The organism is Collinsella sp. AF37-9 (assembly GCF_003475115.1).
Classification (GTDB): domain Bacteria; phylum Actinomycetota; class Coriobacteriia; order Coriobacteriales; family Coriobacteriaceae; genus Collinsella.
On the sequence record NZ_QROQ01000002.1, the window covers coordinates 83,954 to 97,894 of the forward strand.

Consider the following 13,941-nt stretch of genomic DNA (forward strand, 5'->3'; position numbering starts at 1 on the left):
AGGGACTGCCCCTTTGTCACATTGACTTCTATTTCACGCATTGAGCGGCGAGATAGTCGCGGAAGAATGGCAATTCAAAAGCGACGATTCCGCGCCCGCGTTCTCCAATGATGCCGGCATCTATCATGCGGCGTCGGTAGCGGGAGACCTGCTGCGGAGAACGCTTAAGGCGTTCGACAAGGTCAGCGGTGGTGGACTCTTCCTCGTCATCGAGCATGGCGATGAGGAATCGCTTGTCCTCTGCAGTGAGTTCCCGATAGGTTGCCGCGAGGATTCGGTCATCCATCTCGTCGCGTGCGATTTTGATTCCTAGGTCAAAGTCACGTGACGAGATTTCCTTCGAATCGCTTGTAAGATCCCAGGCACGGTAGCCTACGAGTTGCAATAGGAAGGGAAAACCAGAGATCGAGCGAACGGCTCTATCGATTCCCTCAGCATCTGCTAGGCGATCGTTTTCCTGGATTGTGCGAATTAGGGCCTCGCGCACGTCATAGTCGGCAATGCGACCCAGATGATATTGTTGGGCGCGGCGAAGGAACGAGACCGTCTTGTGGTTCAGTAGCGTCGATACGTTGTTGGGAAGTCCCGCCATGAGCAGGGCGACGCGTTTCCCATCGGTCACAAAGTGCTGATACGTCGCTGCGAGCTGAATCATCTCGTCGAGTGTCGGGTCCACCTCGTCAACCGTGACGAGCAGACCGGTGCCCGCCTCGTTGAGCTGGTCGATGATGTCGCTCATGCGATAACGCCAGGTTGAGACATCGTGAACGCGATTGACCTCGATGCTTCCGAGCGGTGCAATTCCGAGACCGGTGACTTCGAAGTTGTTAGACGGGTCGATAAGATGGCCTGCAGCACGTTTGGCCCCGAACTCGATTTCCTCAAGCATTCCCGAGAGCGCGGTCGTCTTTACGGCAATCCAGCCATGGGATTCCGCCCTTGTCGCGAGCGACGACATGAGAGCGGTTTTACCGGTTCCACGCGCACCTGAGAAGATCGAGGTCAATTCCGGGCGTCTACGCTGGCTCAAGAAGGCACGGTCCAAATCCCGAATAATCTGTTGTCTGCCGGCGAGATGGGCAGGAACCTCACCAAAACTGGGGGTAAACGGGTTCTCGAGATATTCCACAAGGCTCTCCTTTCACATCGCCGTTTAACTCCATTTTATTCTAGTTAATTCTGGTTAAAAGCGACGGCTCGTTATTTGGTGCATCAATGTGACAAAGGGACAGTCCCTTTGTCACATGCCAGGAAAGCCTGTCTGGCGCAGGGCTTCGTAGAGGACGATGGCGGCGCTGTTGGAGAGGTTGAGTGCACTAATGCGGTAGTCGGCCGGGTCGATAAAGTTGCCGCAGATATCCTGCCGAAGGATGGCTTCGTGGCTGTCCTTGGTATGCCCGAGCGCCTCCTCGTGGGCTTCCCAGACTTCGGCGTTATCGAGCGAGTCACAGTCGCGTAGCATGGGAATGCGCTCACAGCATGTGGACGCTGCGGCGAGCAGCTCTTCGGGAATCCCCGAGCTCTCGCTGCCAAAGACCAAGAAGTCGCCATCGCGGTAGGTGCTCTGCGCATAGGTGCGGCGCGCTTTTTTGGTCAGCAGGTGCAGGCGCTCGTCGGCAGGGGAGAGGCCGTTGCGCGCAAGGAAATCCTCCCAGCCGGCATATGTCGTCACGTCCAAGTTTTGCCAGTAGCCCAGGCCGGCGCGACGCACCGTCTTGTCGTCGAGCGAAAAGCCCAGTGGCTCCACCAGATGCAGGCGGGCGCCGGTAACTACGCAGGCGCGGCCGATATTGCCCGTATTGGCCGGGATCTCGGGCGCATACAGCACAATGTTGAACATGAATCTCCTTGGCTCAGAACGAAAAACCACCACGAAGGGGACAGGCACCTTCGTGGTGGTTTTGGCGGTTACGTGGGCGGAAAAATGCCCGCTTCGATAAACCTAGGCGCGGTGCCAGTCGGTCAGGCAGGCATCGAGGGCGGCGATGAGCGCATCCTTGTCCATGTGACGGCCGATGACGCACAGGCTCGTCATGCGATCGCCCGTCTCGTCGTCCCAAATCTGCATGATCTCGGGGTTCTCGTCGATAATCTTCTGCTTCTCGCCCTCGGGCGCAGAATCGACAAACAGGCCGTTCTCCATCAGGCGCATCTGGTGGCCGGCCTGCTCGAACATGTAGCACATGTCCGGATCGCCGGTCTGCCACAGCGGGCCCTTGACGCGAATGACCTCGTCGGGCCACTCCTGCTCAACAAAATCGGTGAACTTCTGCAGGTCGAACGGCTTGCGGCGCGAGTACACAAAGGTCTCGATGTCGTACTCGAGCACCTCGGGGTCGTCGTGCTCCTCGGGATGCTCCATGGCCTCGATCCAGGCGGCGGAGTTGTAGGCGCGCATAAAGTCGAAGCGGTCGGTGTCGAGCAGCTCCTCCATGGGGACCTCGCCGTTTTGGGCCTCGATAATCACGGCGTCCTTCTGCAGGCTGCGCACAATGGCCTTAAGCTCTGCGATTTGCTCGGGGGTGACGGTGTCAGTCTTATTAAGAATCAGCGTGGAGCAAAACTCGATCTGCTGGATGAGCAGGCTCTCGATGTCGTCCTCGTCGATATCCTCGGCCAGCAGGTCGCGGCCGCCGTTGAACTCGTCGTACATGCGGGCGCAGTCGACCACGGCCACGATGTTGTCGAGCGCGAGCTTGGGCTCGCCGCCCACCTTGGCCTCGTCGCAGAAGCTCGAGATGGTGTAGGCGATGGGGATAGGCTCGCAAATACCCGAGGCCTCGATGATGATGTAGTCGAACTTGCCCGAATCGGCGATGCCCTGCAGCTGGTTGGCCAGGTCGTCCGAAAGCGTGCAGCAGATGCAGCCGTTGGTGAGCGGGATGAGGTCGTCGGTCTCGGAAAGGCCGCCGTCGGCGATAAGGCTGGCGTCGACGTTGATCTCGCCGATATCGTTGACGATCACGGCGGCGCGGATGCCGCCGTCGTTGGCGAGGATGTGGTTGAGCAGCGTGGTCTTGCCGGCACCGAGGTAGCCGGTAAGCATGATGATCTTCACGGGTTTGTAGGGCATGTGCCCTCCTTTGTTAGACATGGCTTACAGTTGAATCTTATGCCAAACGCCAGCTCTTATACCCACGCGCCGACAAATAACACAGGCTACTCCCAGGCTCCCCACACATCGGGACAATAGCCGACGGTGGCCTTTTTGCCGTTGCGCACGATGGGCTCGGCCAGAACCTGCTGGTTCTCGAGCAGCTTGTCGAAGCGCTGGCTGGGGGTAAGGTGCTGGATGAGCGCGAGTGTCTCCTCGTCCTTGGCTTTGGGGTTGAGCAGCTTGTCGATGCCGCCGACCGCCTGCATCACGCTCGTGAGCTCGCCCTTGCTCATCTCTTTTTCCTTAAGGTCAATAAACTGCACCTTAATGCGGCGCTCCTTAAAATAACGCTGGGCCTTCTTGGTATCGAAGGACTTCTTAGTCCCGAAAATTTGCACGTTCATATTTATGTTCCGCCGTTCTACCGAATAAAGTTGGTTCGCTCGCGATCGGCCTCGGGGGCTTCGATGCCGGCGGCCTTTCCCGCCTCGATGCAACGCAGCAGCCAGGCCATGTTTTTACCGATGTTTCGCATGGTGGCAAGGCCCTCGGCGTCCTGGGCGGCCTCGCCCGGCATGGCACCGAAGACGTTGTTCCAGTAGGTGGATGCTACCACGGGCATCTGGTTGATGGTGAAGTACTTGTTGAGCACGTCGAAGGTGGTCGACGTGCCGCCGCGACGGGCAACGGCGACAGCGGCGCCCGGCTTGTGCGTAAAGGCCTTGCTGCCTGCATAGAATGCGCGGTCGAGTGCCGAGAGGATGCGTCCGCTGGGATGTGCGTAGTAGACGGGCGAGCCAAAGACAAAGCCGTCTGCCTGCTCGGCAGCGGCAATCAACTCGTTGACCACATCGTCGTCAAAGGTGCAACGGCAATCGAGCTTGCCGCACTGGCCGCAACCAATGCAATCGCGAATGGGCTTGGCGCCCAGCTGAAACATCTCGGCCTCGATGCCTTCGGCGTTAAGCTGCTCGGCGACCTCGGCGAGCGCGCGAGCGGTGTTGCCGTTTGCCTTGGGGCTGCCATTGACCAAAAGAACCTTCATCACAAACTCCCTCTGCTGTTGGTGACTTCTGCAGAGGATTATCGCACGAGCGGGCAGATGGCGTGGGGCACGATGCCGGCCCCGAGGGCCCACGGCAGGCACGCTTACCAGGTACGAGCGGGATACGGTCCAGAGGATGTTGGAGTGCGGGGCCTCGTGCGAGCAGATTGTAAGGGGTCTGGGCGGGTCGCCCTCGATGGCGAGCTTTGAGGCCTTGGAAGGCGGGCTGCTGCGGCGGCTATGGTTTATACTAAGGCGGTTGCTATCGAGTAATTCATACTTGGTTTGATTCGATTGTGAATGCGTAACTAGGATGGAAAGCAAAGGAAACTCTATGGAAACAGAGGATGCTGTTTGCTTGATGACTTCGATTGCCTTGATTGTCCTTTCAATCCAATACCGAAGAGGAAGATGGCTCTGCTCAATTGCTGGATATGATGTCACAAAAAGGGAGAGCGAGATTGATATACGCCCTTACGCAAAGCTGATTTCTTCTGTGACGTTATGGATGGGGCTGCTGTTTTTCTTGTGGGCGGTAGAGGGCTGGGTACGCGATTGGAATACCAGCGTTTTTGAAGTTTTGGTTCTACTTCTGTTCAGCTTGGCCTCTTTGTCGTTCGTGCGGCTCGTTAGGTTTGTGTTTATGAGGCGATAGCCAGCGGAAGTGGCTGGACGACAAAATGGACCAATGCAGCCAATTGTCAATAGAATTTGATAGGCTTGGCTTAACAGATTTACTCGAGGGCATATCCGTGGCGGGGGATAGGTTCTATCTTGTTGAGCACTTATTTGCATCAGGCAAAGTAAACCAAGAGTATCGAAACGGTGCCCCCGGGCCCCGGGAGGGACTGAGGGGACGTTCGGCTAACTGCGGGTACGACCTATTTGCCCAATGTGTTCGGTTGAGATCGGAAATTAACCATCATGCGCCCCATAACGCTAGTCCAGCTTGGTGCCCGGTACCTGCGGCGCCTCTTTAATCAGCGCATTAAGTTCGTTCAAAATGGAAACGGGCTGTCGGTCGACGGCATCTAGATGAAGTGTGGCCACACGAATGGGCGGCTGATATTCAAATGAGCCAAAGAGTACGGGCGACCCCAAGAACCGCTCGATTTCTTCTGCGATCGCGTCGGTCTCTTCGGGATCAAGGTCATCGAAAAGCGCCACGAACATCGGTCCGGTCGAGCGGAACAGACGGCCCTTGCCGCGCGAACAGTCCATGAGGCAGGCGGCACTTTCTGCCAAAACGCGGTCGCCCGCATCAAAGCCAAAGCGGGCATTGACCTTGGCGATGTCGTCGATTTTGATGGCGACCAGGCCTGCCTTGCGCGCCACGCGACGCATTTCGCCAATGGCGTTGACCAGGGCGTGGATATCGCCCAGGCCGGTCACGGAATCGGTCGTATCCGCCAAGCTTCGGTTGATGATAATGCCCACATACATGTTGGGCTCGGTTTCGGTGCTATCCAAGCGGTAGCCCGTACACTCGCACAGCGCATATTTACCAGCGGTATTCATGACGCGATACTGCATGTAATGGAAGTGCCACGCGCCGTTTACCACCATATCGAGCTCGCTGCGCACGTTGTCGCGGTCCTCGGGGTGAACGCGGGCGAGCCACATATCGAGCGAGTTATAGGGATGCTGGGAGGGCAGGTCAAAATCGCGCACGGCATTAATCGACCATTGCGATTCGCCGGTATCGAGGTTAAGGATAAACGGATAGCGCGTCTCGGAGCTCATGGAGATCGCTTGGAACACCCGGTCGTTGCAGGGAGGCTGATCGGCGATCGGGCGCATGGACGCGTCGTTTTCCTTCGGCTGCTGCACACGGTGCATGAGCTTGTAGCGATACATTTTGCGGTCGGCGTCCATGGTCATCTGGCGACGCGTATCGCCAGCGAGTGGGTCGACGCGCGAGCAGCCAAAGCTAAAGCTAGCGATCATGGGCGCTTTGCCGCCCGATGTTGCCTCGATAAGGTCGGTGCGCGTCCGCTCCAGGCGCTGCTCGAGTTCGGCTTCATCTGTCGTGGGGGATACGAGTACAAATTCGTCTCCACCGATACGGAACAGCAGGTCATTGGGTTCCATTGTCTCGGTGAGTGCACGGCAGATGCTCAGGATGTAGCGATTGCCCTCGGTGTGGCCAAACGTATCGTTGCAATGCTTAAGGCGATCGATATCGATATAAGCGCAGGTGAAGGGGGTGCCTTTGTGCCAAAGCAGCTCGGCATAACGGTGGAGTCCAGCACGGTTGCCAAGATTGGTGAGCGAATCGATATAGGCGCCGCGCTCAAGCAGCTCGCGTTCTTGCTGCAGGATGGCAAATGTCTTCTGTAGCTGCTCGCCGATGGCGCACAGCTCCGTGGGCAGCGCGGCAACATCGAGCTCGGCGGTCGAGACCCCGTTCGCAAGTCGCTGAAGATAGGCAATGATCGATTGCTCGCCCAGGCGATACGACTCGTTCATGATGGATAACCTCCTTGGGCACAACAGTGGTTTGCATCATATCCCCAATTCGGTTTGGATTGGGGGCATAAGTTAGCCAATGGGGACAAGCGCCCCTTCGGCGGTATCGTTTTGCGCGCGAGCGTATCAGTTTTTGTTGCCGCCATCGAGCAATGCCTCAAAATCCTTTGCCTGCATGGGGCGGTAGTAGAGGAAGCCCTGAGCGTAGTGGGCACCCATGTGGAGCAGCATGTTCGCCTGCTCGTTTGTCTCGACGCCTTCGATTACAACGGGCAGATGGAGCGATTGCGCCATCTCGAGCATTGATGAAACGATTTGCGCGCTACGGCTTTGATCGCGGTCGGTGGGCACAAACGTGCGATCAAGCTTGATGACGTCGACGTTGACGTTCTTGAGCATCGCGAGCGTAGACTGGCCGGTGCCAAAATCGTCCATGTAGGTCGAGAAACCGCGAGTGTGTAGGTCGGCCGTCAGCTTATCCACGGCCTCGGACTCTCCCGTATAAGCCGTCTCGGTGATCTCAATGCGCATGAGCTCGGGCGGTAGGTTGTATTGGGCGGCAAGCGCCCCCATATGCTCGGCGACGTCGCAGGCAAGGATATCCACGCGCGACACATTGAGCGAGATCGGAACTACGCGCAGCCCTCGATCGATGCACTCACGCAGCCACGAGGCGACGCCCTGCCAAACATATTTGTCGAGCGTCACCACAAAACCGCTTTCCTCGAGAGCGGGGATAAAGGTGGTAGGTGAAATGAGGGAGCCATCCTTGTCAATCCAGCGTGTGAGCGCCTCGGCGCCAACGATCTCGCCGGTTTCCATGTCGACCTGGGGCTGCACGTAGTAGGTAATGCGGCCGTTTGAGAGCGCATACTGGAATTCGGTCAGCGTGCGGTGGAACGCGATTTCGTGCTCGTATTCCTCGGGGCGGAAAATGGCAATGCGCTCCTTAAAGTCGTTTTTTGCGCGCCGATTGGTAAACATGGCCTTGGCCTGCGCATCGATGGTGATTTCCTCGTTGGAGTCGATGGGGTAGACGCCCATGGACGGCCAGAAGCCCACGCCGTCATCATGCTTGACCACGGCCTGGCGAACGCGGCTATAGATCTGATGGACGGTGTCGTGTTCAAAGGGGATGAGTACGCAAAAATCGTCTTGGCCCCAGTACCCTGCGACGCCCATGGCGGCATTCTCGATGTCCTTGAGAACCGTGCCCACATCGGCGAGTACGCGGTCGCCCTCGGCCTGTCCGTGCCATTCGTTGAACAGTCGCATGTGCCCCATATCGACGGTGGCGATACACCAGGCGCCATTGCGCCTTGTCTCGAGAAATTCGTTGGCGCGGCGCATAAACTCGCTGGGTCGATAGAGACCCGTGAGCGGATCGATGCGTTCGGCGATGGCGCTTTTGCGCTCCACCTCGGGTATGGGGAGGCTGTCGTTGGGAACAAGCCCGCCGGCCGTGCGAATGCGACGGTCGAGTTCGCCTAAAACGGCGGCCGTTTGATTGGTCAGGTGCTCGTAAAAGGCCGGAACGACAAGACAGACGGGGGTAATAGTGTCGCCCGCGATTCGAACGGGAGCGAAAACGGCCTCTTTGAGATGTTGGATCAGTTGCTCGAATGCTTCGTGATCCAAATTGTTGCTAAGCACGACGAACTGGGCGTTGCGTGAACGGAAGACGCGACTCCTGCCGCGAGTAATCGACAGCATGCGGCCTGCGTATTCGGCGAGCATGTTGTCGACGGCCTCGGCCCCGTAGAGCTCGTTGAGCTTTGCCGTGCCGCGAACGCGCACTGCTATAAGCCCCGTCTCGCAACGGTCGCGACGGCAGGCATCGATAGCGTTGATCAGCGTGCGCTGCGTTCCGAGACCCGTGGCGGCGTCGACGGTCTCGGCAAGCGAGTGGTTGACGAGCTCGCCGACATAGAGCGAGGGGACATTTCCGTCGCCGTCGATACGAAACCCGCGAGCACGGCCGAGGATGTAATCGCCGGCGGCATTGCGCACGCGGTACTGCATGACGTGACGATGTTTGGAGCCGTCATAGATTTGGTCGATGTCGTTGGTATAGGCCTCAAGGTCATCGGGATGGACACGCGTTTTCCAATAATCGTGACAGTTGTCTATATGCTCCGAAGGAAGACCAAGATCGCGCAAGGCGCCTTGTGACCAAAGGGTTCGATGTTTGTCCAAGTTCTCGATAAAGAAATAGCGGCCTTCGTTGAGCATCGAAAGGGCGTCGAAAATTCGATCGCTTATTTCGAAGTCGTCGGTGTGGGCTTGTGCGATATTGCGTCGATCAAGGTGCACGGCATGACGTAGCTTGTAGTCGTACATGCGATGGTCGGCATCGTTCGTCAAGCGATTGGGGGCTTCGCCCAGGGCGGGGTCGGCGTGTGCCACTCCGTAGCTAAACGAGTGAGGCATCTCGGCATCGTTGTTTTTGAGCAGGACCGTTCGGCAGCGTTCCAGACGTTCGGCGAGGTCGTCCTCGGTTGCAATCGTAGACAGGATGGCAAACTCGTCGCCTCCCAGACGAAACGCCGCTTCGTCCACCTCCATATACAGCTTGAGATAGAGGCTTACCTGCAAAATATAGCGGTTGCCCTCGTCATGGCCAAAGACGTCGTTGCAGTGCTTGAGATTGTCGATATCGATGTACGCCATGGTAACGGGGGTGTCCTGCTCCCAGAGCTCCTCGAGGGAACGGGCAAAGCCGCCGCGGTTGCCAAGCCCGGTAAGCTGGTCGGTAAAGGCGGTCCTGACCAGATCCTCCTGACGCTTGAGAAGGTCGCGGACGGTCTTTTCGAGCGTTTCAGTGTAATTGCTGGGGGTATCCATGCTGTAGGCGGCTTTCTGGGGTCGGGGCGGATTGCGTCGGGCGAGCTCGTTGTGCACACGCGTTGTTGCTCAACGCCTCGCGTGTTTCCAAGCCCCCGCCTTGCCGCGTCGTTGGGTTTATTTGTCGGCTGACGTTCGTTGCTGATAACTACTGAGTAGTATAAACAACTGTTTTGGTTTGTATATGGGTGTCCATGCGGTGGATGGCTATTATTCGCCAAGCGGTGGCGCTACGACGCAATGTTCGATGAAAATACGACTGAGGCGATATGTGTTGGCGGCTATACTTGTCCCGGTTTAAAACGCAGGAACGGAGACGGTCGCATGGCACAGCCAGATACGACGCCCACGGTGGGGCTTGCGCTCGAGGGAGGCGGCTACCGCGGTATGTATACGGCGGGCGTGCTCGACGTATGGATGGAGCACGGCTTGACCTGCGACCATATGGTGGGCGTCTCGGCGGGCGCGGCGTTTGGCTACAACTTTAAATCGCGCCAAATCGGCCGTGCCATTCGCTACAACAAGGCCTATTGCGCTGACAAGCGCTATGCGAGCGTGACGAGCTGGCTGCGAACCGGCGACATGTTCAATGCCGAGTTTGCCTATCACGAGGTGCCCATCGAGCGCGATCCCATCGACCTTAAGGCTTATCGTGCCTGCCCCATGCGGTTCACCTGCGCGTGCACCGATATCGAGACGGGCAAGGCCGTCTACCATGACTTGCCCTATGGCGACGAGCGCGATATCGAGTGGATCCGGGCGTCATCGGCGATTCCCGTGGCAACGCGTCCTGTCGCCATTGAGGGGCATAAGTATCTGGACGGCGGCGTTGCCGATTCCATTCCCAGCGCCTGGCTGTTTGCGCAGGGCTATGACCGCAACGTGGTGGTGCTGACGCAGCCGGCGGGCTTTGTAAAGCAGCCCAATAGCGTGATGCCCATGCTGCGTCGCGTGTATCGTCACTATCCGGAATTTGTTGCGGCGCTTGAGCATCGGCACGAGGTCTACAACGCCACGCTCGATGACCTAGCGCGTCGCGAGGCCGCTGGCGAGGTCTTTGTGGTGCGGCCGAGCGAATCGGTAAAGGTGCCGTCGCTGTGTCGCGAACCGGATGAGCTCGAGCGCATCTATCAGATCGGCCGCCACGATGCGCAAGCGACGTTGCCCGCGCTGGAAGCGTATCTGGCAGAGTAGGGCAAACTGCCGCGCGCTCAGCGGAAGGCGCATCCCGGAATTTACGTTCAGAATGGGATGCGGTTTCCCAATGGAGCTGCAAACGGAAAGCGCATCCCGGAATGGACGTCCAAACTGGGATGCGCTTTTTCGCTATTGAAGATGTGAGGCTGCGGAGCAACTGCTCGGCATAGGCCTATGCCTGCTGCCAGGTATCGACGAGCTCCTTGGCTGCGGCGTGGGGGTCGTCGGCGCTGCAGACGGCGCTCACTACGAAAAAGCCGTCGACGCCAGTGGCCTTGAGCTGCGGTAGGTCGGCCGTCTTGACGCCGCCGCCCACCACGATGGGCACGGGGCTTGCCGCGTGGAGTGCGGCCAGGTCCTCAAAGCTCTTGGTGATGATAGAGCCGTCGGCCGCGCGTCCGCAGTCGCGCTTGGTCTCGGTCTCGTGGAGTGGGCCGATGCCCAGGTAATCGACCAAACTCATGTCGGCGGTCTTGACGTACTCGAGCATTTCCTCGCAGCGGGCCGAAAGGCCCACGATGGCATCGGGGCCCAGCAGCTTGCGACAGGCCTCGACGGGAATATCGCTCTGACCCACGTGCACGCCGTCGACAGCAATACCCTGCTCGCGCGCGGCAAGCACACAGTCCAGACGGTCGTCGATGAGCAAGGCGACCTGACCGGTCTTGCCGGCCCGTGCGATTGCCTGCGCGGCGTCGCCGGTCAGCGCGATGATCTCGCGGGCACTTGCCACCTTGGAGCGCACCTGGATGCAGGTAAAGCCGGCGTCGAGTGCCTGGGCCACCACATCGCCCACGGGGCGTCCGAGGGTGTTTTCGGGGCCGAGCACCAGATAGGCCGAGATATCAAGGTTGTCGCGGATGCTCATCGTGCTTCCTCCTGCTTTTTGATTTGTGCTTCCATGCGCTCGAGTTTGCCGGTCATGGTGTCGGTAAATCCGGGTCGAATATCGGCTTTGAGCGCGACTTCGGTGCGGATGCCCTTGCTCGCCAACACAAAGGTCGCGTCGCGCACGACCTGCATGACCTCGTCCCAGTCGCCCTCGATCTCGGTGAACATCGAGGTGGTGCGGTTGGGAAGACCGCTCTCGCGAATGACGCGCACGACCTCGGCGACCTCGGCGGACAGCTCATCGCCGGTGCCGCATGGGGCGATGGCCACGGCGACGAGCGTGTTCATGCCGGCATTGGTTGCGGGCTCGGACATGGCTTATGCCTCCTCGAGCTCGAGTTGGTTATCGGCGATGTCCTGGGCGGTTGCGCGATAGAGCTCGTCGATAAAGGCGACCTTAAAGCTTGCCGGGGCATCGGCGACAGCGGCGGCACGCGTGCCGGCAACGTTGTAGACGGCGGTGCTACAGATGGCTGCCGTAAACGGATCGGCAGCGCAGGCGTACACAGCCAGCACACCGCCCTGCGAACAACCGCAGCCGGTGATCTTGGACATGAGCGGGCTGCCGCCGTAGGACTTGGCTACCGTCGTGCCGTCGGTGATCAGGTCGACTTCGCCCGAGACCACTACGGCGCCGCCGGTGTAGCGAGCGAGCGCCACAGCGGCATCGCGGGCGGCGTCGACCGTGTCGGTGGTATCGACACCGCGCACGCGGCTCAGATCGGCTGCCTCGCCCTCAAGACCCCACAGGCCGGCGAGCGCGATGATCTCGGAGGCGTTGCCGCGCACGATGGCGGGCTTGTACTGCTTGAGTTCGTTTACCAGCTGGGTGCGCAGGCTACCGATGCCCAGACCCACCGGATCGAGCACCCAGGGCTTGCCGGCGTCGTGTGCCGCCTTGGCCGCGCGGGGAATCGTCTGTTCGTAGATGGGGAAGAGCGTGCCCATGTTGAGATAGATGGCGCCGCCGCCGGCAACGAGCGCCTCGCCCTCGTCGGGCAGATAGACCATGGCGGCCGAACCGCCCACGGCGAGCTGCGCGTTGGCGACAAAGTCGATCGTCACCGTGTTGGTGATGGAGCCGGCCATCGGATTGGTGGCGCGAATCTCCTCCACGGCCTTGACCATATGTTGCTTAAGCTGTTCCGAATCAATCACTGCACATGCCTCCTTGGCATAGAAAAGGGGCGCTGTGCATAGACAGCGCCCCTGTAAAGGCGGCATGCTCCCTACGCCAGCATTAACTGACAGGTTCAAAGGATTGGGCCCTATGCCCTCTCAGCCTTGTGGTTTGCACCGCCGGCACTCCCGCATCGAATCTGTTGTTCCCTATACTAGCGCACCTGCCAAAAAGGGACAGATTTATTTTGGCAGGTGGCGACAGGGGCGCTGCATTTTCCCAGATAAAACCTGCCAAAATAAACCTGTCCCTTATTGGTAGGTCGTTACAATGGTTACGGTGAAAATGACTGGGGGACTCTATGATCAAACTTGTGCTGACCGATATGGACGATACGCTGATTCCAGCCGGGCATGACGGCGCCAGTGACTACGCCATTGAGGGTATTCATGCCATGCAGGCGGCGGGTCTGCACTTTGGCCCGGTTTCGGGTCGCCAGCCGTCCGCGATGGGCTGGATGTTCAAAAATCGTTCCGAGTGCTTTTCGACCGGTGCGTTCTGCAACGGCCAAGTCATGTTTGTCGACGGTCAGGCGGTCGCTTCGCGCGCGACCGACAACGATGCCCTGATGCGTCTGGCCGATTACCTCGAGCAAGAGACCGACGATACCTATCTAAAGGTCTACAGCCTGGGTGACGACTTTTGGGATAACGATGCCTATTGCGTGACGAGCGACCCCGAGCGCGTGCGTCGCGCCATGGAGTCGGGCGGCAACGCATGGCTCAAAGGCGAAGAGGCTCCGTGCCGTCCCGCTGTCGATGATGCCCCGGTATACAAGGCGAATATCTGGAGCGCCCGCTCGCGTGAGGAGCTCGAGGAGCTACGTGAGCGCGTTGCCGCTGAGGTACCGGAGCTCTCACTCGTGTTTCCCAACAATCGTGTGCGCCTGTTCGATATCCTTCCAGCAGGTTGGGACAAGGGTTGCGCCGCGCTGGAGCTGGCACGCGCTTTGGACCTGACGCTCGACGAGGTGGCCGTATTCGGTGATTCCGATAACGATCTGCCAATGATCGATGCCGTTCCCAACTCCGTTGCAGTCGCCAATGCCAACGAGGCTGTCACGGCTGCCGCGCGCTGGCATATCGGCGCTGCGGTAGACGATGCGGTCGCTGGGGCTCTGCATCAGATTGCCGCCTGCGCCGCGACGGGGGAGATGCCGCCGTTTATGCGTCAGATGGATGCGACGGGTTTCGACGTCACGAACGTCTAGGGAGGGCG

Annotated in this window: 13 protein-coding genes and 1 riboswitch; of the genes, 3 read left to right on the plus strand and 10 right to left on the minus strand. The window is 59.1% G+C overall.

Translation table 11 applies throughout. The annotated features are described in order from the left end of the window. Positions 1-28: 28 nt before the first annotated feature. The 5 genes from DW024_RS01170 to DW024_RS01190 all read right to left on the minus strand — a co-directional run bounded on the left by DW024_RS01170 (position 29) and on the right by DW024_RS01190 (position 4,142). Positions 29-1,129, minus strand: a complete 1,101-nt coding sequence (locus DW024_RS01170; RefSeq protein WP_118376761.1) for an ATP-binding protein — start codon at positions 1,127-1,129, stop codon at positions 29-31. Between the two features lie 111 nt (positions 1,130-1,240). After that, positions 1,241-1,840 (minus strand): tRNA (cytidine(34)-2'-O)-methyltransferase, encoded by a 600-nt coding sequence (locus tag DW024_RS01175; RefSeq protein ID WP_118376762.1) that lies wholly within the window; start codon positions 1,838-1,840, stop codon positions 1,241-1,243. Between the two features lie 102 nt (positions 1,841-1,942). Continuing rightward, positions 1,943-3,073 (minus strand): GTP-binding protein, encoded by a 1,131-nt coding sequence (locus tag DW024_RS01180; protein ID WP_118376763.1) that lies wholly within the window; start codon positions 3,071-3,073, stop codon positions 1,943-1,945. Positions 3,074-3,159: 86 nt separating this feature from the next. After that, on the minus strand, positions 3,160-3,501 hold the full coding sequence (locus DW024_RS01185) for an arsenate reductase family protein (RefSeq protein ID WP_055252194.1): 342 nt from the start codon (positions 3,499-3,501) through the stop codon (positions 3,160-3,162). Positions 3,502-3,518: 17 nt separating this feature from the next. Beyond that, positions 3,519-4,142 (minus strand): flavodoxin family protein, encoded by a 624-nt coding sequence (locus DW024_RS01190; protein ID WP_117635528.1) that lies wholly within the window; start codon positions 4,140-4,142, stop codon positions 3,519-3,521. Positions 4,143-4,476: 334 nt separating this feature from the next. On the opposite strand from DW024_RS01190, the gene DW024_RS01195 reads away from it, so the two are divergent. Beyond that, positions 4,477-4,797, plus strand: coding sequence for a DUF3784 domain-containing protein (locus DW024_RS01195; protein WP_117635527.1), 321 nt, complete (start codon positions 4,477-4,479; stop codon positions 4,795-4,797). A 284-nt stretch (positions 4,798-5,081) separates the two neighbouring features. Here the strand turns inward: DW024_RS01195 and DW024_RS01200 are convergent, their stop codons facing one another. Beyond that, positions 5,082-6,611 (minus strand): diguanylate cyclase domain-containing protein, encoded by a 1,530-nt coding sequence (locus tag DW024_RS01200; protein ID WP_118266781.1) that lies wholly within the window; start codon positions 6,609-6,611, stop codon positions 5,082-5,084. A gap of 126 nt (positions 6,612-6,737) precedes the next feature. Beyond that, complete coding sequence (locus DW024_RS01205) at positions 6,738-9,455, minus strand: EAL domain-containing protein (RefSeq protein WP_118266783.1); 2,718 nt, start codon at positions 9,453-9,455, stop codon at positions 6,738-6,740. Between the two features lie 324 nt (positions 9,456-9,779). On the opposite strand from DW024_RS01205, the gene DW024_RS01210 reads away from it, so the two are divergent. Then, positions 9,780-10,649, plus strand: coding sequence for a patatin family protein (locus tag DW024_RS01210; RefSeq protein ID WP_118376764.1), 870 nt, complete (start codon positions 9,780-9,782; stop codon positions 10,647-10,649). 175 nt (positions 10,650-10,824) lie between these two features. On the opposite strand, the gene DW024_RS01215 is transcribed toward DW024_RS01210, so the two are convergent. From DW024_RS01215 to thiM, 3 genes are read right to left on the minus strand one after another with little or no spacing between them, the layout of a single operon-like run. Further along, positions 10,825-11,520 carry a thiamine phosphate synthase gene (locus DW024_RS01215; RefSeq protein ID WP_118376765.1) on the minus strand — a complete coding sequence of 232 codons (696 nt, stop codon included), beginning with the start codon at positions 11,518-11,520 and terminating at the stop codon, positions 10,825-10,827. After that, positions 11,517-11,858 (minus strand): thiamine-binding protein, encoded by a 342-nt coding sequence (locus DW024_RS01220; RefSeq protein WP_233541294.1) that lies wholly within the window; start codon positions 11,856-11,858, stop codon positions 11,517-11,519. Before DW024_RS01220 ends, DW024_RS01215 begins: the two co-directional genes overlap by 4 nt. Before the next feature lie 3 nt (positions 11,859-11,861). Next, positions 11,862-12,701, minus strand: a complete 840-nt coding sequence (gene thiM, locus DW024_RS01225) for a hydroxyethylthiazole kinase (protein WP_055250739.1) — start codon at positions 12,699-12,701, stop codon at positions 11,862-11,864. Positions 12,702-12,752: 51 nt separating this feature from the next. After that, positions 12,753-12,863: riboswitch (TPP riboswitch) on the minus strand. 161 nt (positions 12,864-13,024) lie between these two features. Here thiM and DW024_RS01230 point away from each other — a divergent pair. Continuing rightward, complete coding sequence (locus tag DW024_RS01230; RefSeq protein ID WP_118376766.1) at positions 13,025-13,933, plus strand: HAD-IIB family hydrolase; 909 nt, start codon at positions 13,025-13,027, stop codon at positions 13,931-13,933. The last annotated feature ends 8 nt before the right edge of the window (positions 13,934-13,941 follow it).